This window comes from Microbacterium enclense, assembly GCF_001456955.1.
Classification (GTDB): Bacteria; Actinomycetota; Actinomycetes; order Actinomycetales; family Microbacteriaceae; genus Microbacterium; species Microbacterium enclense.
Map to the genome: position 1 here is coordinate 246,104 of NZ_KQ758472.1, position 21,703 is coordinate 267,806.

The following is a 21,703-nucleotide window of genomic DNA, read 5'->3' on the forward strand; positions in this document are numbered from 1 at the left end:
CTTCGTCACGAAAGGACGTGCCGCATGCCGCGCTACGCCAACGGACAGGCCCCCCTCAGCGCGCTCGTCAAGCTGAGCGACCAGCACTACCTTCCCGAGGGGACCGCGGCGCGCTGGCGCGAGCTGCAGCGTCTCGCGTGGGAGAAGTACGGCGTCTGGCTGATCATCTCGCCGGGGTGGAACGCCTACCGCCCCCTCAGCATCCAGTACGAGTACCGCGCCGAGCTCGGCATCTGGGCCGCGGTGCCCGGGTACTCCTCCCACGGGCTGAACTTCAACGGCCGCGACTGCGCAGCCATCGACGTCTACAACTGGGCGTCGCTCGGGTGGGGACGGTTCGTCGCGCTCTGCCGCCTCGTCGGCTTCACCGTCGACTTCGTCTCGCCGCAGGAGCTGTGGCACATCGGCGACTTCGACCCGTGGAGCGTGCCCACGTTCGCGGCCATCACCATCAACCCCGAAACCACCAAACTGCCTGAGCCTGAGGAGGCCGACGACATGCCCATCAACTTCCGATCGACGACGGGCGGCGTGAGCTTCACGATGGTGCCCGGCATCTGCATCACCCGGCACTACAACGAGACCGCCGCGGCGAACACGAATTACTTCAACACCGGCAAGCAGTGGCCCGGCGAGAACGCGCGCCAAGAGGACCGCGAGAAGGCCGGCGAGCGTCAGCTCACCGACGCGGGCATCCTCATGCTGCTCAAGCAGTACGGGTTCGCTTGGGCGTCCCGTGACATCGCGCGCCTGCCGATGGACGGCGAGACCCTTTACGCGGACCACATCCTGCAGCAGCGGGGCGTGGAGATCGCCTCGTGACGGTCATCCCCACCGCGTGGCGGTACAAGCTCGCGCACATCTACCTCGCCGAAATCATCACCGTGATCCTCGGCGCGGGTGCGGGCGTGTTCGGCGCGACCATCGTCGCCACCCCGGACGCGTACCAGCGGGTTCCGTCGTTCGCGCAGGCGTTTGCGCTCGTCCCCCCGCCGTGGTGGGGGCTGGCGATGGTCGTGCTGTCCGTGCTGATGGTGGCGATGCTCGTCCACTCGCGCGCGGCCGCCGCGATACCCACGTTCCTGCTCGGGATCGTGTGGGTGCTGTGGGTCCTGCCGATCGCGTTCTCGCCGAACTTCGCCCCGTCCGCGCCGATCGTGTACACGGTGCTCGCGCTGCTCACCCTCGTCGCCGGGATGGCGTGCCTGGTGCAACGAGGGGAGATCGACGGTGGACGAGCCTAAGCCGGTACGCATCACCTCGCCCGACAACGCGTGGGCGGCCGGGGCGATGGTCATCTCCACCGGCATCCCGATCCTGTCGGTCGTCGAGGTGTATCAGCCGCTCGCGCTCGAGGCGTGGAGTGTCGTCCTGGCCGATGCGTGGCAGTGGGTGCTCCTGCTGGCCGCCGTCGTCGCGCTGGCGACCTTGCCGCTGATGAAGCGCGCCGAGGGTCACGGACACCGCATGCGCGCCGTGCAGCGCATCGAGGCCGTCGTGACAGGCGTCGTGTCGCTGTGTTACCTGCTGCTGTGGGCCGCTCTCGTGCACGAGTACGGCTTCGGATCGAACCCCCTCACGCAGCTCATGGTCGGCGGCCTTGGTGTCACCGCCGCTGTGCGCGTGGCTCAGATCGTCCGCGGGCTCGCGCGCTACCGGCGAGCTCTCCGGGCTGGACGCACCACCCACGTGGAGGCGATCGCCCAGTCGAAGGAGACCTGATGACGGTGGACGCGTGGGTCGCTATCGCGACCGTGGCGGCCGTTGTGGTCACCGCCGTCGCTGGACTCACGAAAGCCACCGCCGACCTCATCGGTGCGTGGCGCCGCCCTGACAAGACCCCTGCCCCCGAGGTAGGCATTCCCGCCGTCGCCGAGCACGTCGACGACGACATCGACTACCGCGCGTACGCCGACATGAAGGATCAGCTCAAGAAGGCCGAGACGCGCGCGGAGAAGGCCGAGGGCGAGCGCGACTACTGGATGCGCCGCGCCCTCGGGATCGACGAAGACACCCACCCCACCTGACCCCGGCACCGTGTCGGGGTCTTCGTCTCGAAAGGACACCCCGCATGTTCGAACTGACCCTGCCCCCGGGCCTCATCGTGTCGCTGCTCGTCGGCGTCATCCTCCCGCTCATCGTGGGCCTCGTCACCACCCGCGTGACGAACTCCTCGACCCGCGCGCTGCTGCTCGCTGTACTTTCGGCCGCGGCCGGTCTGCTGACCGAGCTCGGGGAGTCGATCGCCGCCGGCACCGCGTACGACATCGGCGTCGGCGGTCTCGCCGCGCTCACCACGTTCCTGACGGCCGTCGGCCTGCACTTCGGCCTGTACAAGCCGACCGGTGCCGCCGCGGCGCTGCAGAGCGTCGGCGGGAAGCGCCTGCCCGACCCGCGCACTTCGACGCGCGAGGAGTACCAGGACGCGCTGGACGACCGCGACGACGGCGCCCAGTGACCCATGACGAGCAGGGCGGGCACCACCGCGCGCATGCGTCAGCTGCACGTGTTCTTCGTCCTCGCGGACCTCGACCTCGCCCTGCTCGTCACCCTCATCTGCTGCTTGCTCTGGCGGTCCTGACCGGAGCTTTCAGCCTCTACTTCTCACCCCGCCGCGGGAGCCCCCGCACTGTTCGAACGGAGTAGCCGCACATGGCTCTTGCTCAGATCATTCTCCGGCGCGGCACGGCCGCCGAGTGGGCCACCTCCAACCCGGTCCTCGCCGCTGGTGAGTTCGGCTACGACACCACGTCGAAGCGGGCGAAGGTCGGCGACGGTCAGAACGCGTGGTCGGCGCTGCAGTGGGTGACCATGTCCAACGCCGATGTCGTCCGCCTCGAGGACGCGGCGAAGCAGGTCGCCGAGGCGTCCGCGACGACGGACCAGATCACGGTCGGCCTGCTGAACAACAAGCAGTCCGCCACCTACATCAAGACGGCCGCGCTGATCGACGAGCTCGGCGGCGGCGCGGATCCCACGCCGGTGCTCGCGATCCTGCAGGTGGGTGACTCGCTCACGGAGAACTGGGGATCGAACAACAACAACATCGAGCTGAAGAACGCCTACGGCGCAGCGAACGTCCTGAGCATCGGCAAGGGTGGGCAGACGTCGCCGCAGATCGCAGCGCGTCAGGGCGGTGTCCCCGCCATGCTCACCGTCGCAGGTGGCAAGATCCCGGCATCAGGATCGGTCGGCGTCACCCCCGACGCGAACCTCTTCTACATGAACGCCGCGACCGGCACCTGGTCCCAGGCGGGCACCCTCGCCGGCGTCCCGGGCACGCTTCTCCTCACAAAAACCAGCGGCGGGGTCTACACCTACACGTTCACCCGCACCACCGCGGGTGCCGAGGTTGCGACCCCAGCACCGACGCCGTTCCGCACCGGCTTCGACTGGCGCGACCGCATCATGACCGTCTGCATCGGCCGCAACGACTTCAAGACCTCCACGCCGCAGCAGATCGTCGACCGCATCCGCGCGATCATCGAGTGGAACCGCAGCGACCCATCGCAGCACATCGTCCTGTCCATCCCGCCGTCGAATGCCGAGACGCCAGGGTCGGCGGACCGTGCGCTGCTCGACGCCGCGAACGCCGCCATCAAGGCCGCATTCCCCCGGCAGTGGGTCGACTGGGCCGGGTACCTCACGTCCGCGCTGACCCTGCAGCAGGCGGGCATCACCCCGACGTCGCAGGACACGACCGACATCGGCAACGGCATCGTGCCGACGTCGTTCCGCGGCGACGCCCTGCACTACAACGCCGTCGCGTATGACGTCATCAACGCGCTCGTGCTCGCCGAGTTCGCCGCGCGCGGCGTCGGGACCTACAGCGGTGGAGGTGGCACCGGCGTCGCGCCGAGCTTCACCACCGCGTCACCGCTGCCCGGGATGACCGTCGGCACACCGGTGAATGTGCCGATCGCGACGGATGGCACGGCCCCGGTCACGGTCAGCGTGGTGTCCGGCATGCCCAACGGCCTGACGTACTCGTCGGGTGCGATCACGGGTACGGCCACCGCAGCGGGAACGGCGAACATCGTTCTCCGCGCGGCCAACGCGTACGGCACGGTTGACAAGACCTTCACCGTGACGATCGCCGCAGCCTCCAGCGCCCTGCATGGGTACGGGCTCACTGACGCCACTCACCGGTACGCCGGCGTGCGTCTGCCCGCGATCGACGCGGCGGCAACCCCATGGCCGGACTCCATCGGCACGCTCGACCTCGCGCACAGCGGCACGACGATGAAGGTCGGATCGGGCCCCGGCGGCGTGGACAAGTCCTTCGACACCCCGAAGACTACGACCGCGTCGAACACCCAGCGCGTGTTCAACACGACCGGCGACAACACGGTGCGGACGATTGCGGTCGTGGTGAACAACCGTACCCCCGCGGCCGTCGCGCACGGCATCGTCAGCATCGGCGCCGGCTTCCTCTCCCTCACCCGCGGCGCAAACGGGGCATTCGCGGCCGCGGCGACGGGGATCTCGTCGGTGCCACAGCAGACGGTCGACGCTGGGTGGCGGGTCGCGTTCGCCTGGTACAACCCCTCGACGGGGGAGCTCGGGCTGGATGCGACCGGTACCGCCGCGACCACCAGCGGCACGCGGGGTTCGGCGACGTCGACGACCCTCGCTGTCGGCGGCGGCGCGACCGCATCCATCGACATCGGGGTGGCGGAGGTTCTGCTGTGGGACCGCGTCCTCAGCGAGAGCGAGCGTGCCACCGTGCGCGCCGCGCTCGCCCAGCACTACCCGGCTATCACCGTTTGACCGATGTCCACGACAGCGCCCCCGGCGCCCCCTTTCGAGGTGGGCGCCGGGGGCGTTTCGTCGTTCGTCAGGCGGCGAGGTGCTCGCGGATGATCTGGCCGTAGCGGGCCTGGGCCTCACGGTTCAGGTGCACGCCGTCATCGGATACCCCGGCGATGTACCCGCCTTCGGGGGCGCGGAGGAACGTCAGCCCGTCGAAGAATTCCCAACCCCGTTCTTGCGCGAGCTGCTGCAGGTCAGCGTTGTGCTCTTCGGTGGTGCGGCGGGTCTCCGTGTCCCGAGGGGGGATCGCCAGGAGGATCACGCGGTTCGCAGGGGCCTTGGCGACGATCCGGTCGATGTTGGCGCGGGTGTCGGCGAACGCGACGCCCTGGCCGAGGTCGTTCGTGCCGGTCATGATCAAGGTGATGTCCGCCTGGTCGAGCTGGGCGAGGTTGTCGGCCTGCGTTCCAGACGTGGTGCCACCGTCAGCCCACCCGCCGCCGAACGTGAAGCCGTCGCCGAGCAGCTGGGACACCCATGAGGCGTCGCCGATGTCGCCGGCGGAGAAGTCCGAAGAGTTGACCTCGGTATTCGAGTCGCCGACGACGGAGATGGTCTGCGCGGCGGCCTGGGTCGGCATCTCGATCGGCATCGGGCTATAGGCAACCGTCGTCGCCGGCGCGGTGCGGTCTTGTGCCAGGGCGTAGCCGGCGAGGCTGAGCGTCACGACCCCGAACAGGCCGACAGCAACGAGCTTCGCGACCCCAGCGCGGTCGAAGTTGGACCGTCGACCATTGTGCTTCCCCATGCGCCCGATTGTATGTGACCGCCCGGTCAATTCATTCCGACCCCACAGCACCACCCCAGCACGACGACGCCCCCGGCGCCTGCTCATCACGAGCGGGTCGCGGGGGGCGTTTCGTCGTAGTGGTCGGAGTCAGCTCATCAGCGAACTCGGTGCGACCGAATCTTCTGGGGGTTCCGGAACGACATACAGACCATTGGTGCTGTTGGCGGTGTGCATCAGCGCTTCGAGCCAGGCGCGGCTGACAGCCGGGGACCGGCCCCCGCTGAACTTGAACACGAATGACGCTCCCGGATGCATCCATACCGCAGTGCGGCCACCACCGACCGACTGGTCGTCTTTCCACGAGAAGTAGAACGGTTCCCCGCGACGAAGCTTATTGCCGACGACAACCTGCAGGTGCGCGAGAAGTCGGTCCTCGAAGTCGACCCGGATCTGCTCGTTGTAGATGAACTTGCCCACGCGTGTAGTTTGCCGACCGGGGCTGAGGCCCTCAAGTTCCGCGCGATGTACTACGCCACGGAACCCGCAGCACCTGGACGCGACGCGTGCGGGATCGCGCCTGCGTCGCCGCGGCGGCGAGCGGCACGGATCCAACCACAACGCCCCCGGCGCCGGCTCGCCAAGAGCGGGTAGCCGGGGGCGTTTCGTCGTTCACCGGTCCCGAAGGATCTCGCGAAGCTCGTCACGATGCTTCGCAAGGGCACCGCTTACGGCGGCGCGGATGATCCAGTACGAGACCACGAGAGTGCCGATCAGGTAAAGCAGGCTCGCGCAGACGATGAGCACGACATAGGCGGTGGGCTGATCCATCCACCGACCGTATCGAACGATAGAAGGTCAGGTAGAGCGAACGTGCAGCAGCACCCACCCGTCGGGCACCTGCGCCCGCAGCGCGGCCATGTCGGCGGCTTCGATGCCGCGGGTGCCGTCGCGTCGCGCGAACGTCCCCGCCGCGGCTAGGAGCGTGGTGCCGTTGCTCATCCGCACAGGCGCGTCCGTCAGCTCGAATCCCGCCGGCGCGCGCTGCTGGAGCACCTTGTGCACCTCGGCGAGGGAGTGCGCTTCGACGTCGACGGTGGTGGTCTCGCGGGGGCGGATGGTTCCTATCAGCACCGGACCATCGTAGGGACGGCCGCCGACATCTCGTCAGCCCAGGCGGTAACCACATCCACCGGGTAGCGGCCTCGTTCGTCGGGGAGCGGGCCGACACCGCAGTCGTTCCACACGAGGAGGGTGGAGCGGTGAATGCGAAGGCGGCGGGCGACGGCGCGGGCGGTGAGGTGGGATGTCATGCGCCGACGATACGAGCGGAAACCCGCGCTGCGAAGTGATCCTGGGCAGACTTCACCCGGCAGTTCACCCGTCGCGGGGCGTCGGCGGCAAGTACGCCGGCCCGAACCCGGTCGTCCCGTGCGGGGGTGCTGACCGTCGTGCCCGGCCGACGGGCGCCCATTCCGCGGCGCCGGGGATGCCTTCCATGATCGCGGCCACCAGGACTGCGGTGTGCTCGTCGTCGTAGTACCCCGCCCACCGGCCTGCCTCGTACGCGAGCACGTCGCCCCGGTCGCCAGCGGCCTCGAGCAGCTCGGCGATGACCGGGCCCGGGTCCTGGGTGTACCGGTTGCGGGAGCAGATCGCCGACAGTTGGATGCCGAGCGCGACGTCGGGGTGCAGGGGGCGGGACATGGCAGGGACGCTACGCCCCACCGCCGACATCATGGTTCGGCTGTGGCTAGGCTCCCGCCTATGAGAACCCCCCGTACTGCCACCGCCGCTTCTGTTGCATTCGCACTCGCCCTTTCTGGCTGCGCGGCTGGTGCACCGTCGACGGATGCGCCTCCTGCGAGCTCACCCGCAGTGTCGCCTACCACCGAATCGTCAACCGTTGCGCAGTGGGCGTCCTTGATTGCCCAACAGAAGGCGGAGTGGGATGACTGGGCCGAGAGCTGGGACGACAGCGAGTGCAGCCCCGCCTTCGCCACCACGCAGGCTGGCATCATCTGCAGAGTCCAACTAACCAGCGCCACTTTCATGGCAACGACCACGACAATTGAGCACCAGCTGGCGGTCACGCCCGGCAAGAAGGGGTTCATCGCCAGCAGCCCGCCCGCGGAGGTCTCTTCGCTGTTCGCTCAAACCAAGACCGCCGCGGAGACCGTGCAGCGGGAGGCTGAAGCGTGGGACGCTGGCGGGTGTTCGACCACCACCGGCGAGGGTTGCGCCTCCCTCACGTTCGCCTTCGATCGGGCCATCGGCGACCTCTCGAAGGCATTCGTGGGCTGGTCGCCATACATGTGAGTGTCGATGTCAGACGTCCAGCATAGGTTGGCTCGGTGACTTCCCCTGCTGCCATGTTGGATTTCGAGGAGCAGTGGCCGCGGTGGTCGAGCGCGAAAGACGAGGCGATCCGCGTGCGCTTCGACATCCCGCCCGCCCGGTACTTCCAGCTCCTCAACCGCCTCATCGACACGGAGGAGGCCCTCGCCGCCAATCCCCTGCTCGTGCACCGGTTGCGTCGACGTCGCGACGATGCCGCCGCGCACCGTCAGCGCCGCGCGAGCTGAAAGCGATGGGTTTCCGATGGGTTGGGGCCAGATCGTCGGCCCTTCGGACCTGAGATCCGCGGAATTACGTGCCGGCTACAGGACTCGAACCTGCAACCCCCGTATTACAAGTACGGTGCGCTACCAATTGCGCCAAGCCGGCAGAAGACGCCGAGGGCGTCTCGAGCAACGAGTCTACGACCTGGCCGGACTCAGGCCTGGTGTCGGCCGCTCTGACGATCCCAGTCGAGCGACTTGAACTGCAGGAACGAGCACAGGTTGCCGGCGACGACGAGCTCGGCCGCGAGGCTGGCCATGTCATGCGGCGACAGGGTGAGATCGTCCGGGCGCGCGCTGAGCGTCGCCTCCCAGAGCGGCTCGTCGTACCCCTTCGGCTGCATGTAGATCGACGCGTTCGCATTCGACAGGGTGACGACGACGAGGCCGGTGTCCTGACCCTCGGCGTCTTCTTGGTCGACCACCTTGATGTTGCCCGCGACCAGGTGCCCCTGGTCGCGGAACTCCTGCACCCATGCCTTCAGCTGATCACGGGACCGCCGCGGCGGGGAGTCCTCGAGCTCGTCGTTCATGCCACCAGAATCGCACACCGTCGCACGCACCGAAGGGATTAGCCGGCGGGCGCTGCAGACGGCGTGGACGACGGGGTCGGAGTCGCGGTGGAGTAGTAGGCGTTGCTGTCGACGGTCAGCACGAACTGCGCGAACTCCTTCGCGTCATCCATGTTGCCGACGTACGGCGTGCCGTTCACGAGCACGGTCGCGGTCGCCGTGAGCGCCTGTCCGTTCGTGCCGGGAAGGCCCTTGATCGCGCGATCGGTCGCCGCCTTCGCCCAGCCCGTGTACGTCTCGTCCTCGATGCACGAGCGCACGGTCGCGACGTCGCTCACGCCCGCTCCCTGCGCCATGTCGGCCAGCTGCTGATCGCTGTAGCCGTCGGTGTCGGCTGCGGGCTGGTTCGTGAGCAGCTCGTGGTTGAACGCGAAGAACCGGTCGGACGCGTGGGTCGCCACGCACGCGGCGGCCCCCGCAGCGCGCAGGCTGTACTTCGTGCCGTTCGACTTCGACGTGAGCATCGCCACCGGGTAGTAGGTGAGCGTGGCGGCGTCGTCGCCCACCCACTTCGACAGCTGCGTGGCGTTGGCGGACTGGAACTCGCGCGCCTCGGTGGAGAGGTAGTCGACGTAGACGCGGATGTCGACGGGTGCGGCCGTCGACGTCGGCTCGGGGGTGGGAGTCGCGGTCGGCACGGCCTCGGCGGCCATGGTCGCGGCGGTGCCGTCGACCGTCTGGTCGGCCAGGGGATCCGCGACCTGCGACGCGCTGGTGATCAGGAAGCCGTCGTCGGCGGCGGCGCCCGGGAGCGCCTGCGACCGACCCTCGCGGGAATTGAGAGCGGCGGAGACGCCCGCGGCGCCGATGCCGATCACCGCGACGGCACCGACGGCGATCGCCGAGCGTCGTGCGATGCGCCAGCGCGTCTGCTTCGCTTTGACCTGCTGCGCCTTCTCACGCACCGCCTCGCGACGATCGCGTTCGGCGGGCGCATTCGCTGAGGGGTCGTGGGACATGAAACCTTCCGGGCGCGGTGGATCACCGCAAGAAACGTGGGGTTCGCGCGGGTGAGGCGAACAGGCACCGATGGTAGCCAGGCTGGCTGAGAAATGACCAGACACGTGCCATACTGACCCTGCGTGCACTGTCGCGCGCACGGGGTCGCACCCGTTCATTCCATTCACTACGGATCGTCCGGCACGTACCTGCCGGTGAAGGAGAAGAAAAAATGGCGTCCGTCACATTCGACAACGCAACCCGTCTGTACCCCGGCGGCACCCGCGCCGCGGTCGACAAGCTGAACCTCGACGTCGCCGACGGCGAGTTCCTGGTTCTCGTCGGCCCCTCCGGCTGCGGAAAGTCCACCTCGCTGCGCATGCTCGCCGGCCTCGAAGAGGTCAACTCGGGCCGCATCCTCATCGGTGACCGCGACGTCACCGATGTGCCCCCCAAAGACCGCGACATCGCGATGGTCTTCCAGAACTACGCGCTGTACCCGCACATGACCGTCGCCGAGAACATGGGCTTCGCGCTCAAGATCGCCGGCGTCGGCAAAGAGGAGCGTGCCGCTCGCGTCCTCGAGGCCGCCAAGCTCCTCGACCTCGAGCAGTACCTCACCCGCAAGCCCAAGGCCCTCTCGGGTGGTCAGCGTCAGCGCGTCGCCATGGGCCGCGCGATCGTGCGCCAGCCGCAGGTGTTCCTCATGGACGAGCCGCTGTCGAACCTCGACGCCAAGCTCCGCGTGCAGACGCGCACCCAGATCGCGTCGCTGCAGCGCCGCCTCGGTGTGACCACGGTCTACGTCACGCACGACCAGACCGAGGCCCTCACCATGGGCGACCGCATCGCGGTGCTCAAGGACGGCATCCTGCAGCAGGTCGGCACGCCGCGCGACCTGTACGAGACCCCGAAGAACGTCTTCGTCGCCGGCTTCATCGGCTCGCCCGCGATGAACCTGTTCACGGCCGACCTGGCCGAGGGCGGCGTCCGCTTCGGCGATCTGGTCGTGCCCGTCGAGGCCGACACCATCGGCAAGGCGCACGGTTCGGAGGTCACCATCGGTGTGCGCCCCGAAGACATCCAGGTCGCCCCGGCCGACGGCCGCGGCCTCAAGGTCGTCGTCGACCTCGTCGAAGAGCTCGGCGCCGACGGCTACCTCTACGGTCACACCGACATCAACGGCAAGCGCACCGACCTGGTCGCGCGCGTCGACGGTCGTCGTCACCCCAACGCGGGTGAGACGGTCGTGCTGGCCCCGGTTCCCGGACACGTGCACGTGTTCGACCTCGAGTCGGGCGAGCGCCTGACCGACCGGGCCATCGCCTCGGCCTGACCCACGCACCGACGCGGCGCGTCCCCGTTCCCGATTCGCATCGGCCGGGGGCGCGCCGCACTGTTTCCCGGAGGTATCCGTGTCCGAATCCCTCAGCATCACGGCGAGCGCCGTCGATCCCGGGCTCCTGCAGTTGCCGTGGTCGACGGGACTCGGCGAGTGGCCCAGCAATCACATCGTCGCGCTTCCCAAGGGCATCTCGCGTCACCTCGTGCGCTTCGCGAACCTGTCGGGTCGCGTCGTCGCCATCAAAGAGACGACCGAGGAGATGGCGCGCCGCGAGTACGACATGCTCGGCAATCTCGATCGCCTGGCCGCTCCGTGCGTCGACCGCATCGCGGTCATCGCCGGCCGCACCGACGCGTCGGGCCGCCCGCTGCCGGCCGCTCTCGTCACCGCGCACCTGAAGTTCTCGCTCCCCTACCGGGCGCTGTTCACCCAGGTTCTGCGGCCGCACACGGCCACGCGCCTCGTCGACGCGCTGGCGGTTCTGCTCGTTCGTCTGCACAACGTGGGCTTCTACTGGGGCGACGTGTCGCTGTCGAACACCCTTTTCCGCCGCGATGCGGGCGAGTTCGCGGCGTACCTCGTCGACGCCGAGACCGGTGAGCTGCACGGCCATCGCCTGAGCCCGGGCCAACGCGCCCACGATCTCGACATCGCGCGCACGAACATCGCCGGAGAGATCATGGACCTCGAAGCCGGCGGGCGGCTCGAGGGAGGGGTGGATGCCATCGCCATCGCTGATGGGCTGGTGTCGTCGTACCACTCGCTGTGGGGAGCACTCACCGACAAGGAGTCGTTCGCCGTCGACGAGTCGTGGCGCATCACCGAGCGCGTGCACCGCCTGAACGCCCTCGGCTTCGACATCGGCGAGATGTCGATCCGCACGGCCAGCGACGGCACGCAGGTGTCGATCCAGCCGAAGGTCGTGGATGCCGGGCACCACCAGCGACGCCTGCTGCGGCTGACGGGTCTCGACGTCGAAGAGAACCAGGCCCGCCGGCTGCTCAACGACCTCGACGAGTTCCGCGCCCGCGTCTCACGCCTGGGAGCCGACGAGGAGATGGTCGCGCACGAGTGGTTGACCCGCGTGTTCGAGCCCATCGTCATGGCGATCCCGTGGGATCTGCGCGCCAAACTCGAGCCGGCCGAGGTCTTCCACCAGGTGCTGGAGCACCGCTGGTACATGTCGCAGGCGCGCGGTCGCTCCGTACCCCTGGCCGAGGTCGTCAGCTCGTACATCGACGACGTGCTGCGTCACCGACGCGACGAGGCGACCGTCATGGGCCCGCCGACCGACACGATGTCGCTCGCGACCGTGTCCGACGCCGATGCGCCCGCCACGGGCGAGGTGCCGACGACCGACACCGACTCGGTCGACTGGCGCGACCTGGTCTGAGACGCCTCCGCGTCGCCGACGGCGGTTGCCCTCGCTGCCGGCGAGATCATGCGGCCGGTTCGAGGTCGCGACGCCGGTGACACGGGGGCCGCGAGCGCGGTGAGACGACCGAGGCCGTGGCATCCGGAATCGATCCAGGATGCCACGGCCTCGGAGTCGCGCGGGCTCAGTACCCGACGGTGAAGCGTTCGCGGGTGTGCTTCGGGTTCTCGATCTCGTCGAGCACGGCGATCGCGAAGTCGGCGCCGCCGATGAAGGAGTCGCCGTCGTCGTCGACGACGAGGACGTCGCCGCCGTCGCGGTAGGAGCCGGTGCGCTGCCCCGGCGCCCACGAGCCGAAGCCTCCGGCCGGGTGCACGTAGAACCAGTCGCGGCCGGTGTCGTCGGCCTGCAGGTCTTCGAGGATGCCGATGGCCTCGCGGGCCTCGGGCTTGTACTCCTCGGCGAACCCGTCGGTGTCGATCAGACGCGGGCCGCCCTCGGCGACGAGCGAACCGCCCGCTCCGCCGACGACGCCCAGGCGGACGTTCTCGGGGAGCGCCGTGACGAGCTCGGCGATGGCCGGGCGCAGCTTGCCCTCCATGTCGCCGCGGGGAGCGGCGGCCGACACCACGACGTCGACGCCCTCGAGCTGGGCCACGAGGCCGGGAACGTCGAGCACGGTGCCCTCGAGGTAGGTCGCTCCGTCGACGCGCTCAGTGGGAACCGAACGGGCGATCGACACGACGGTGTGGCCGCGACGGACGGCCTCGGTGACGATGTGGCTGCCGGCGTAGCCGGTGCCTCCGATGACGGCGATGCGGGGCATGATGGTCCTTCCTGAGAGAGCGGGATCAGCGGCCGGCGCGCAGCGTCGACACCTGGTAGAGGGCGACGGAGGCGGCGATACCGGCGTTGAGCGATTCGGTGGCGGTGGAGATCGGGATCGACACGACCTGGTCGCACGTCTCGGTCACCAGGCGCGACAGGCCCTTGCCCTCCGAGCCGACGACGATGACGACGGGGCGGTCGGCGAGTTCGAGGGCGGGCAGCGACACGTCGCCGTCGCCGTCGAGGCCGAGCACGAACACGCCCTGCTTCTTGAAGTCCTTCAGCGTGGCCGTGAGGTTGGCGGCGAGCGCGACCGGGATGCGGGCCGCTGCTCCCGCGCTGGTCTTCCAGGCGGCGGAGTTGACACTCGCCGAGCGGCGCTGCGGGATGATGAGGCCCTGACCGCCGAAGGCGCCCGTGGAACGGATGATCGCGCCGAGGTTGCGGGGGTCGGTCACTCCATCGAGCGCGACGAGCAGCGGCACCTCGCCTCGGTCGATGATCTTCTCGAGCAGATCCTGCGGGTGCGCGTACGCGTACGGGGGCACCTTCAGCGCGACGCCCTGGTGCACGCCGTCGAAGCCGGCCATCCGGTCGAGCTCGGGACGCGTGACCTCGAGCACCGGGATGCCGCGGTTCGTCGCGATCGAGAGCATCTCTTTCACGCGGTCGTCCATCTCGACGCGCTGCGCGATGTAGAAGGCGGTCGCCGGGATCTTGGCGCGCAGGGCTTCGAGCACCGAGTTGCGGCCGGTGACCGTCTCGGTGTCGTCGGCGGCCTTCGGGCTCTTGCGGTTGGAGTTGCTGCCGACGGCATGGACGCCGGGGCGTCCCTTACCACCCGCGGCGGCGTATCGCTCCTCCGCCGCCTTGCGCTTGCCGGCGGGGTGCCAGGCGCGGTCCTCCGCCTTCGGGGTGGGACCCCGGCCCTCGAGGGCCTTGCGGGAGTGCCCGCCGGTGCCCTTCAGGGGGCCTTTCTTCTTGCCGGGGTTGCGTGCTCCCGGGCGTCCAGGCTTAGCCATCGATACTCCAATGCGTTCCGGCCGGAGTGTCCTCCAGCGTGATTCCTGCGGCAGCCACGGCGTCGCGGATGCGATCGGCTGCTGCCCAGTCCTTGTCGGCGCGCGCGCGGGCGCGCTGCGCGATCATCTCCTGCACGAGGGCGTCGAGCGCCGTCTCGGCCCCGCCACCCGCGACCGCGGGCTCGGCGGCGTCGAGACCCAGGATGCCCAGCATCGCGGCGACCGCGCGCTGAGCGGTGACCGCCGCATCGCGGTCTCCCCCATCGAGCGCGGCGTTGCCCGATCGCACCGTCTCGTGCAGCACGGCGAGCGCCTGCGGCACGCCGAGGTCGTCGTCGAGGGCCGCACCGAACGCGTCCGGTACCTCGCCGGGCACGATCACGATCGGGTCGGCGTCGGACGCGCGCAGGATGCGCTGGCGGAACGTGTCGACGCGCTCCAGCGCCGCCGCCGCCTCGGCGAAGGCGCGATCGGAGACATCGAGGTTGGAGCGGTAGTGCGCCGCAGCGAGGGCGTATCGCACCACCCGCGGATCGTGCGCGGCGAGAACGTCGGCGGCGAGGGTGAAGTTGCCCAGCGACTTCGACATCTTCTGCCCGTCGACGGTGACGAGACCGTTGTGCACCCAGTAGCGCGCGAACGCGTCGCCGGCGGCGGTCGATTGCGCGACCTCGTTCTCGTGGTGCGGGAAGCGCAGGTCGAGGCCGCCGCCGTGGATGTCGAACTCCGGTCCGAGGTAGCGGCGCGACATGGCCGAGCATTCGATGTGCCAGCCGGGCCGGCCCTCGCCCCACGGCGACGCCCAGGTGGCCGACGCGGGCTCCCCCGGCTTCGCGCCCTTCCACAGGGCGAAGTCGCGCGGGTCGCGCTTGCCGCGCGGGTCGGCGTCGGCCGCGGGCTCCATGGCATCCAGACTCTGTCGTGTGAGCTCGCCGTAGGCGGGCCACGAGCGCACGTCGAAGTACACGTCGCCGGCGGCGGCGTACGCGTGTCCGCGCTCGATGAGCTCCGCGATGAGCTCCTGCATCTGCGTCACCGAGGCGGTGGCGCGCGGTTCGTAGGTGGGGGGCAGGATGCCGACGGCGGTGTAGGCCCGCGTGAACTCGAGCTCCATGCGGTACGCCAGCGCCCACCACGGCTCATCGTCGGTCGCGTTCGCGAGGACCTTGTCGTCGATGTCGGTGACGTTGCGCACGAACGTCACCCGGCCGAAGCGGTGGGCCAGCCACCGGCGCAGCAGGTCGAACGCGAGGGCCGCGCGCACGTGGCCGATGTGCGGGCCCGACTGCACGGTGGGACCGCAGACGTAGACCGTGACGTTCGAGGGGTCGAGGGGGACGAAGTCGCGCAGGTCTTGCGCCTTCGAGTCGTACAGCCGAACAGTCACTGGTCAAGCCTACCGGCCGCTCCGCGCGCGACACCTGGGGGAAACACGCGACGGATACGGTGCAGGTATGCCGCTGCTCATCCGTCCCGACGACCTCACCGGCGCCGAGACCCGCGCGCTCGTCGCCGCGCACCTCGCGGGCATGCTCGAGAACACGCCCGTCGAGAGCGTGCACGCCCTCGACGCCGACCGCCTGAGCGCCGACGGCATCACCGTGTGGTCGGCGTGGGTCGATGACGAACTCGCCGGCATCGGCGCGTGCAAAGACCTCGGCGCCGATCGCGCGGAGCTGAAATCGATGCGCGTCGTGCAGCGCTTCCTCGGCCAGGGCATCGGCCGGGCGATCCTGCGGCACATCATGGAGGATGCCGCGGAGCGCGGCATCCGGAGTCTCTGGCTCGAGACCGGCAGCACCCCCGACTTCGCCGCGGCACGCGGGCTCTACGCGAGCGAAGGGTTCCGCGAGTGCGAGGCGTTCGCGCCCTACGCGCCCGATCCGCTCTCGACCTTCATGACGCGCGACCTCTGAGCGCACACCGCCGGAGCCGTCGCGAAGGCGGCACAGCGCGCTACAGGGCGCTTCAGGCGGGTACGACCGGGGCCGTTACGACCGCGGCGACGCGCGCTTCACGGCGCCCAGACGGTCATGACCGGGGCTATCCCTACCGCGGCGACGCGGTGCACGGCGCGTCAGGCCGGTGCGACCGGGGCCGTCACGACCGCGGCGACGCGCACTCCACGACGCCTCAGGCGGGTACGACGAGCGCGGTCGCGAACGCTGCGACGCCCTCGCTGCGGCCGGTGAAGCCGAGGCCGTCGGTGGTGGTGGCGCTGACCGACACCGCAGCTCCCCCGAGCGCCGCCGACAGCACCCGCTCCGCCTCGACGCGGCGCGCGGCGAAACGGGGACGGTTCGCCTGCACCTGCACCGAGACGTTGCCGACGGCCCATCCCGCCTCGCGCAGCAGTCGAAGCGTGTGGGCGAGGAACGCTTCGGCGTGAACCCCCGCGAACTCGGGTCGGTCGGTGCCGAAGTGCGTGCCGATGTCGCCCAGACCCGCTGCCGCCAGCAGCGCGTCGACGATCGCGTGCGCGACGGCGTCGCCGTCGGAATGTCCCGACAGAGCCTGCTCGCCCGGCCACTCGAGGCCCGCGAGCCAGAGCGTGCCCTCACCGCCGAAGCCGTGCACGTCGGTGCCGATCCCCACGCGGGGCGCGCGGTGCGCGGGCGCCGGGGCCGGGGCCGGGGCAGGGGATGCCTCGGGCGCAGCCTGCACGATCGCACGCGCCCGTTCGAGGTCGGGGGCGGTCGTGATCTTGAACGCCGCCGCGTCTCCGGCGACGGTGATGACGGTGTGGCCCGCGGCGGCGACGACCGCGGCGTCGTCGGTGTGATCCGCCGCGGCCTCGGCCAGTGCCGCCTCGAGGACGGCACGGCGGAAGCCCTGCGGGGTCTGCGCGGCCGCCAGCTCGGAGCGGTCGACGCCGGCCACGACCCGGCCCGCGTCGTCGACCCGCTTGATCGTGTCGACCACCGGCAGGGTCGGGATGACGGCGTCCGCGCCCGCGTCGACGGCCGCGACGACGCGTTCGAACACCTCGGGCGGCGTCAGCGCGCGCGCCGCGTCGTGCACCAGCACGACATCGACGTCGGCCCACAGCGCCGAGATGCCCGCGGCGACGGACTCCTGGCGCGTGGCGCCCCCCGTCACGACCGTGACGAGGTCGGCGGCCGCGCCCGCTGCATCCCGGGCGTCGGTGAGCGCGTCGCCCTCGTACCCCTCGGGCACGACGACGACGACCTGCGCCGACGGACCCGCGAACACACCGAGCAGAGACCGGTGCAGGATCGACCGTGCGTCGAGCCCGACGAACGCCTTCGGGGCTCCACCGCGGAGGCGGGTGCCGGAACCGGCGGCGACGACGACGACCGCGACGCGCGGGACAGGGGTGAGAGTCACCCGATCACGCTAGCGCGACGACGCCGGAGCGACGCGCGCTGCGCGAACTCAGGACGCGAGAACCTCGTCGAGCACGACGCTCGCGCGGTCTTCGTCGGTCTTCTCGGCCAGAGCGAGCTCGGACACCAGGATCTGACGGGCCTTGGCCAGCATGCGCTTCTCGCCGGCAGACAGACCGCGGTCCTGATCGCGGCGCCACAGGTCGCGCACGACCTCGCTCACCTTGATCACGTCGCCCGACGCGAGCTTCTCGAGGTTCGCCTTGTAGCGGCGCGACCAGTTGGTCGGCTCCTCGGTGAAGGGCGCACGCAGCACCTCGAAGACGCGGTCGAGACCCTCTCTGCCGATCACGTCGCGAACGCCGACGAGGTCGACGTTGTCGGCCGGGACCTCGATGACGAGGTCTCCCTGCGTGACGTTCAGCTTCAGGTATTTCTTCGTCTCGCCCTTGATGACGCGTTCTTTGACCTCGATGATCGTGGCCGCGCCATGGTGCGGGTAAACGACGGTCTCGCCAACCTCAAAAAGCATGGAGTTATGTCCTTTCGGCAACATCCAGGATACCACAGGCCCGCATGCGCTAAGGTTCCGCCCACTCCGCGCTCCTCTCCCCCGCGCGGGCGTCAGCCGCCCCCGCGTGAGGGGCTCCCCCGCGGGTGCCGAGCGCACGACCCGGACCGGCACCGCGGACCCCGTAGGATGAGAGGGATGCCGTCTGTCGATCTTGGAGGATCCGTGAAAACGCGCCTGATCGCGTCCGTGGCCCTGGGGGCCGCTGTTCTGCTGGGCACGACGGGGTGCAACCTCATCGCTCCGCAGGCGACCACCATCGACTACTCGGCCTCGGACGGCGTGAACATCCCCGCCGACTCCGGCCCCCTGTCGGTGCGCAACGCCCTGATCGTCGCCAACGACGACGGCACGACCGGCAACCTCGTCGCCGCGATCGTCAACGACACCACCGACCAGCTCGTGCTGCGCATCGAGGTCGGCGAGGGATCCTCCGCGGTCCGCGCCGCGGTCAACGTGCCGGCCGGCCGCACGCTCAGCCTGGGCGACCTGGCCAACGACGTCGAGCCGCTGCGCCTGAACGACATCGACGCCGTGCCCGGCTCGACCGTGCCGGTCTACTTCCAGTCCGGCGACGGTGAGGGATCGCTCATGCAGGTGCCCGTGCTCGACGGCGCCCTCGAGTACCTCGCTCCGCTCGCGCCGACGCCCGAGGCGACGGTCTCGATCGCGCCGATCCCGACCAACACCGCGACGCCGACTCCGACGGCCACGCCGACCCCGGCCTCCTGATCGCGGACGACGAAGGCGCCGACGCACTGCGTCGGCGCCTTCGTCGTCTCCGGGTCACGCTTCGAAGCGGTACCCGAGACCTCGCACGGTCACGAGCATGCTCGGCTCGCTGGGGTTCTGCTCGATGCGCGAGCGGATCCGCTTGATGTGCACGTCCAGCGTCTTGGTGTCGCCGAAATAATCGGTGCCCCAGACCCGGTCGATGAGCTGACCGCGCGTGAGGACGCGTCCCGCGTTGCGCATCAACACTTCCAGCAGTTCGAACTCCTTCAGCGGCATGTTGATCTCTCCCCCGTCGACCGCGACGGTGTGGCGGTCGATGTCGAGCACCACCCGGCCGCCGGCCAGCACACGGTCGTCGAGGTCGGTGTCATCCGGGGTCCGTCGACGCAGGACGGCACGCATCCGCGCCAGCAGCTCCCGCGTCGAGTACGGCTTCGTGACGTAATCGTCGGCACCGAGTTCGAGACCGACCACGATGTCGACCTCGGAGTCCTTGGCCGTCAGCATGATGATGGGCACCTGCGACGTCAGCCGCAGCTGCCGGCACACCTCGGTCCCCGGCATGCCCGGGAGCATGAGATCCAGCAGGAGGATGTCCGCGCCACGCTCACGGAACGCGGCGAGGGCGAGGGCGCCGTCTTCGGCGATCTCCACCTCGTACCCCTCCCGGCGCAGCAGGTAGGCCAGCGGGTCGGCCAGGTCGGGCTCGTCCTCGACGATCAGAACGCGGGTCATACGATGTCTTCTTTCACGGGTACGGGCGACGACGCAGCGGCCTTGCGGCCCTTGCGACGCTGTTTCGGACGGGCGATGTCGAGATCGGGGGTCTCGGACAGCGGGAGGCGGATGGTGAAGGTCGAACCGCGGTCGGGCCGCGACCACAGCCGCACCTCGCCGCCGTGGCGCTGGACCGCGTGCTTGACGATCGACAGGCCGAGGCCCGTACCGCCGGTGCGCCGCGAACGCGCCTGATCCGCGCGGTAGAACCTCTCGAACACGCGGTGCTGATCGCTCTCGGGGATCCCGATGCCCCGATCGGTGACGGCGATCTCGACGACGTCGCCGTCGAGCTTGATCCCCACTCCAACCTTCGACCCCTGGGGCGAGTAGGCGATCGCGTTCGCGACCAGGTTCCCGATGGCCTCGGTCAGGATCTGCGGTTCGCCGCGCACCCAGAGCCCCTTCGTGCCGCCGCGCACGACGACGACCTGCGCCGAGTCGGCCTGCACCGTGTGCGCCTCGACCGCGGCGGTGACGACCTCGTCGATCGATACGTCGCGCACGTCGCGCAGTTCCTCGGAGGCCTGCAGACGCGACAGGCTCAGGATGCGATTGACCAGCGCGCTCAGCCGCGCCACCTCGGCCTGCATGCGCGCGGCGAAGTGGCGCACCTGCTCAGGATCGTCGGCCGCCGACTCGATGGCTTCGGCGAGCAGGCTCACGGCGCCGACGGGCGTCTTCAGCTCATGGCTGGTGTTGGCCACGAAATCGCGGCGCATCTCCTCCACCCGTTCGCGCTCGGTGATGTCTCGCAGCACCAGGAGGGTGAGACGCCCCGATATGGGGGTGGCACGCACGGCCACCAGGCGCGCCTCGGCCGGGCCCGTTCCACGCCGCAGCCGCAGATTCTCCGACACGCCTGCGCCCGTGTCACGGGCGACTCGCGCGACGCGCTTGAGCTCCTCGCTGGCGACGACCTCGCCGGCCTGCACGCCGAACACCGCGGCGGCGGGAGAGAGCGCCAGCACCGTCGACGACATGTCGCACACGAAGGCGGGGTCGTCCATCGCCCCGAGCATGGCGTCCACGCCCTCCGGGACGTCGACGGACGTCTCTGCCAGAGAACGGTGGCGAGCCCGCAGGGCGCCGGCGATGAGGCCGACCACGGTCGCCCCGATCAGCACGCCTGCAAGGAGCGAGAGCAGCGCGAGCTGCGGTTGTTCCATGTCTCCAGCGTAGGGGCGGGCTTTCCACTTCACCCGCCGTTCACCCCCGTCCGAGAGGACACGGGGGCTACTATTCACTGTCACAGCACCGCTCGTTAACCTTCGCTGGAAAGAATCCCCGAGGGTTGCGGGACACCTATGTGCCGTGCCGCCGACGAGGAAGGTACCCGCCATGCGCGAAGTATTCCACCAGTCCCTCGAGGACGTTCAGAACCGCCTGGTCGAGATCGCCGACCTCGTGACCATCGCCATCGACCGCGCCACGCGCGCCTTCGGAACGAGTGACGTCGCCCTCGCCGAAGAGGTCATCGAGGCCGACGCGATCATCGACGAGAAGGCCGTCGAGCTCGACGAGCTCGCCATCGAGATCCTCGCCCGCCAGCAGCCCGTCGCGCGCGACCTGCGCATCGTCGTGACCGCCCTGCGCGTGAGCGCTTCGCTCGAGCGCATGGGCGACATGGCCGAGCACATCGCCCAGCTCGCCCGCTCCCGCTTCCCCGAGCGCGCCATCCCCAAGGGCCTCAAATCGACCTTCACCCGCATGGGCGAACTCGACGTCGAGGTGGCCCGCAAGCTCGCCGAGCTGCTGCGCACGCAAGACCTGCGTATCGCCGAGGCGATCCGCGACGCCGACGACGACATCGACGAGCTGCACGTCAGCGTCTTCGAGAAGGTGCTCGGTGACTCGTGGAAGGGCGAGGCGACCGCCACGGTCGACGCCACCCTCGCGAGCCGCTACCACGAGCGCTTCGCCGACCACGCGGTGTCGGTCGCGAAGAAGGTCATCTACCTGGCGACCGGCGACTGGGCCGGCGCCGACGACGAGGTCGAGCACGAGCCGAGCCCCGTGATCTGAGCACACA

28 protein-coding genes and 1 tRNA gene are annotated in these 21,703 nt (G+C 69.7%); 13 read left to right on the forward strand and 16 right to left on the reverse strand.

The window, feature by feature from the left end; all coding sequences use genetic code 11:
- Window positions 1–24: 24 nt before the first annotated feature.
- The 6 genes from AS029_RS12920 to AS029_RS12945 all read left to right on the forward strand — a co-directional run bounded on the left by AS029_RS12920 (window position 25) and on the right by AS029_RS12945 (window position 4,770).
- The gene (locus AS029_RS12920) at window positions 25–822 is read left to right on the forward strand and encodes a M15 family metallopeptidase domain-containing protein (RefSeq protein ID WP_058232994.1); all 798 of its coding nucleotides are present in this window, start codon (window positions 25–27) and stop codon (window positions 820–822) included.
- Entirely contained in the window at window positions 819–1,244 is a 426-nt protein-coding gene (locus AS029_RS12925) for a hypothetical protein (protein WP_058232995.1), read from the forward strand. The genes AS029_RS12920 and AS029_RS12925 overlap by 4 nt, the downstream gene beginning before the upstream one ends.
- Window positions 1,231–1,722, forward strand: coding sequence for a hypothetical protein (locus AS029_RS12930; RefSeq protein ID WP_058232996.1), 492 nt, complete (start codon window positions 1,231–1,233; stop codon window positions 1,720–1,722). Before AS029_RS12925 ends, AS029_RS12930 begins: the two co-directional genes overlap by 14 nt.
- Window positions 1,722–2,027 carry a hypothetical protein gene (locus AS029_RS12935; RefSeq protein ID WP_058232997.1) on the forward strand — a complete coding sequence of 102 codons (306 nt, stop codon included), beginning with the start codon at window positions 1,722–1,724 and terminating at the stop codon, window positions 2,025–2,027. The genes AS029_RS12930 and AS029_RS12935 overlap by 1 nt, the downstream gene beginning before the upstream one ends.
- 44 nt (window positions 2,028–2,071) lie before the next feature.
- The gene (locus AS029_RS12940; RefSeq protein ID WP_058232998.1) at window positions 2,072–2,458 is read left to right on the forward strand and encodes a hypothetical protein; all 387 of its coding nucleotides are present in this window, start codon (window positions 2,072–2,074) and stop codon (window positions 2,456–2,458) included.
- 194 nt (window positions 2,459–2,652) lie between these two features.
- Entirely contained in the window at window positions 2,653–4,770 is a 2,118-nt protein-coding gene (locus tag AS029_RS12945) for a hyaluronate lyase N-terminal domain-containing protein (RefSeq protein ID WP_058232999.1), read from the forward strand.
- A 67-nt stretch (window positions 4,771–4,837) separates the two neighbouring features.
- On the opposite strand, the gene AS029_RS12950 is transcribed toward AS029_RS12945, so the two are convergent.
- From AS029_RS12950 to AS029_RS12970, 6 genes are all read right to left on the reverse strand, one after another.
- Window positions 4,838–5,560, reverse strand: coding sequence for an SGNH/GDSL hydrolase family protein (locus AS029_RS12950; protein ID WP_058233000.1), 723 nt, complete (start codon window positions 5,558–5,560; stop codon window positions 4,838–4,840).
- A gap of 129 nt (window positions 5,561–5,689) precedes the next feature.
- Window positions 5,690–6,019 (reverse strand): DUF7882 family protein, encoded by a 330-nt coding sequence (locus tag AS029_RS12955; RefSeq protein WP_058233001.1) that lies wholly within the window; start codon window positions 6,017–6,019, stop codon window positions 5,690–5,692.
- Between the two features lie 192 nt (window positions 6,020–6,211).
- Entirely contained in the window at window positions 6,212–6,370 is a 159-nt protein-coding gene (locus AS029_RS17685; RefSeq protein WP_167345276.1) for a hypothetical protein, read from the reverse strand.
- 27 nt (window positions 6,371–6,397) lie between these two features.
- On the reverse strand, window positions 6,398–6,673 hold the full coding sequence (locus AS029_RS12960) for a hypothetical protein (protein ID WP_058233002.1): 276 nt from the start codon (window positions 6,671–6,673) through the stop codon (window positions 6,398–6,400).
- Window positions 6,667–6,852 (reverse strand): hypothetical protein, encoded by a 186-nt coding sequence (locus AS029_RS12965; RefSeq protein ID WP_058233003.1) that lies wholly within the window; start codon window positions 6,850–6,852, stop codon window positions 6,667–6,669. Before AS029_RS12965 ends, AS029_RS12960 begins: the two co-directional genes overlap by 7 nt.
- Window positions 6,853–6,916: 64 nt before the next feature.
- Window positions 6,917–7,246, reverse strand: coding sequence for a hypothetical protein (locus AS029_RS12970; protein WP_139168120.1), 330 nt, complete (start codon window positions 7,244–7,246; stop codon window positions 6,917–6,919).
- A 60-nt stretch (window positions 7,247–7,306) separates the two neighbouring features.
- Here AS029_RS12970 and AS029_RS12975 point away from each other — a divergent pair, with 60 nt between their 5' ends.
- Both AS029_RS12975 and AS029_RS12980 read left to right on the forward strand, forming a co-directional pair.
- Window positions 7,307–7,858, forward strand: a complete 552-nt coding sequence (locus AS029_RS12975; protein WP_167345277.1) for a hypothetical protein — start codon at window positions 7,307–7,309, stop codon at window positions 7,856–7,858.
- Between the two features lie 35 nt (window positions 7,859–7,893).
- On the forward strand, window positions 7,894–8,124 hold the full coding sequence (locus AS029_RS12980; protein ID WP_228375951.1) for a DUF3263 domain-containing protein: 231 nt from the start codon (window positions 7,894–7,896) through the stop codon (window positions 8,122–8,124).
- Window positions 8,125–8,193: 69 nt separating this feature from the next.
- Here the strand turns inward: AS029_RS12980 and AS029_RS12985 are convergent.
- The 3 genes from AS029_RS12985 to AS029_RS12995 form a co-directional block, all read right to left on the reverse strand.
- Window positions 8,194–8,266: transfer RNA gene (locus AS029_RS12985), tRNA-Thr, on the reverse strand.
- Window positions 8,267–8,315: 49 nt separating this feature from the next.
- A complete protein-coding gene (locus tag AS029_RS12990; RefSeq protein WP_058233007.1) occupies window positions 8,316–8,693 on the reverse strand; it encodes a hypothetical protein in 378 nt (125 codons plus the stop codon).
- Window positions 8,694–8,731: 38 nt separating this feature from the next.
- The gene (locus AS029_RS12995; RefSeq protein ID WP_058233008.1) at window positions 8,732–9,691 is read right to left on the reverse strand and encodes a DsbA family protein; all 960 of its coding nucleotides are present in this window, start codon (window positions 9,689–9,691) and stop codon (window positions 8,732–8,734) included.
- A gap of 212 nt (window positions 9,692–9,903) precedes the next feature.
- Here AS029_RS12995 and AS029_RS13000 point away from each other — a divergent pair, with 212 nt between their 5' ends.
- Window positions 9,904–11,007, forward strand: coding sequence for an ABC transporter ATP-binding protein (locus tag AS029_RS13000; protein ID WP_058233009.1), 1,104 nt, complete (start codon window positions 9,904–9,906; stop codon window positions 11,005–11,007).
- 79 nt (window positions 11,008–11,086) lie between these two features.
- Entirely contained in the window at window positions 11,087–12,409 is a 1,323-nt protein-coding gene (locus tag AS029_RS13005; RefSeq protein ID WP_058233010.1) for a DUF4032 domain-containing protein, read from the forward strand.
- Window positions 12,410–12,575: 166 nt separating this feature from the next.
- On the opposite strand, the gene AS029_RS13010 is transcribed toward AS029_RS13005, so the two are convergent.
- Genes AS029_RS13010 through cysS form a run of 3 tightly spaced genes read right to left on the reverse strand, consistent with a single transcriptional unit; the run spans window position 12,576 to window position 15,628 of the window.
- Window positions 12,576–13,217: an NAD(P)-dependent oxidoreductase gene (locus AS029_RS13010; protein ID WP_058233011.1), complete on the reverse strand. Its 642-nt coding sequence runs from the start codon at window positions 13,215–13,217 to the stop codon at window positions 12,576–12,578.
- Window positions 13,218–13,242: 25 nt separating this feature from the next.
- Entirely contained in the window at window positions 13,243–14,241 is a 999-nt protein-coding gene (gene rlmB / locus AS029_RS13015) for a 23S rRNA (guanosine(2251)-2'-O)-methyltransferase RlmB (protein ID WP_058233012.1), read from the reverse strand.
- Window positions 14,234–15,628: a cysteine--tRNA ligase gene (cysS, locus tag AS029_RS13020; RefSeq protein ID WP_058233013.1), complete on the reverse strand. Its 1,395-nt coding sequence runs from the start codon at window positions 15,626–15,628 to the stop codon at window positions 14,234–14,236. Before cysS ends, rlmB begins: the two co-directional genes overlap by 8 nt.
- A 67-nt stretch (window positions 15,629–15,695) precedes the next feature.
- On the opposite strand from cysS, the gene AS029_RS13025 reads away from it, so the two are divergent.
- Window positions 15,696–16,157, forward strand: a complete 462-nt coding sequence (locus AS029_RS13025) for a GNAT family N-acetyltransferase (protein WP_058233014.1) — start codon at window positions 15,696–15,698, stop codon at window positions 16,155–16,157.
- A gap of 217 nt (window positions 16,158–16,374) precedes the next feature.
- Here the strand turns inward: AS029_RS13025 and AS029_RS13030 are convergent, their stop codons facing one another.
- Window positions 16,375–17,589, reverse strand: coding sequence for a bifunctional 2-C-methyl-D-erythritol 4-phosphate cytidylyltransferase/2-C-methyl-D-erythritol 2,4-cyclodiphosphate synthase (locus AS029_RS13030; protein WP_058233015.1), 1,215 nt, complete (start codon window positions 17,587–17,589; stop codon window positions 16,375–16,377).
- 48 nt (window positions 17,590–17,637) lie between these two features.
- On the reverse strand, window positions 17,638–18,120 hold the full coding sequence (locus tag AS029_RS13035; protein ID WP_058233016.1) for a CarD family transcriptional regulator: 483 nt from the start codon (window positions 18,118–18,120) through the stop codon (window positions 17,638–17,640).
- Between the two features lie 204 nt (window positions 18,121–18,324).
- On the opposite strand from AS029_RS13035, the gene AS029_RS13040 reads away from it, so the two are divergent.
- Window positions 18,325–18,891 carry a hypothetical protein gene (locus AS029_RS13040; protein ID WP_058233017.1) on the forward strand — a complete coding sequence of 189 codons (567 nt, stop codon included), beginning with the start codon at window positions 18,325–18,327 and terminating at the stop codon, window positions 18,889–18,891.
- A gap of 54 nt (window positions 18,892–18,945) precedes the next feature.
- Here AS029_RS13040 and AS029_RS13045 read toward each other — a convergent pair whose 3' ends face one another.
- Together AS029_RS13045 and AS029_RS13050 are read right to left on the reverse strand one after the other, a co-directional pair.
- Window positions 18,946–19,629, reverse strand: coding sequence for a response regulator transcription factor (locus AS029_RS13045; RefSeq protein ID WP_058233018.1), 684 nt, complete (start codon window positions 19,627–19,629; stop codon window positions 18,946–18,948).
- A complete protein-coding gene (locus AS029_RS13050) occupies window positions 19,626–20,840 on the reverse strand; it encodes a sensor histidine kinase (protein ID WP_058233019.1) in 1,215 nt (404 codons plus the stop codon). Before AS029_RS13050 ends, AS029_RS13045 begins: the two co-directional genes overlap by 4 nt.
- Before the next feature lie 172 nt (window positions 20,841–21,012).
- Between AS029_RS13050 and phoU the strand changes: the two genes are divergently transcribed.
- A complete protein-coding gene (gene phoU, locus AS029_RS13055) occupies window positions 21,013–21,696 on the forward strand; it encodes a phosphate signaling complex protein PhoU (RefSeq protein ID WP_058233020.1) in 684 nt (227 codons plus the stop codon).
- Window positions 21,697–21,703 lie beyond the last annotated feature (7 nt).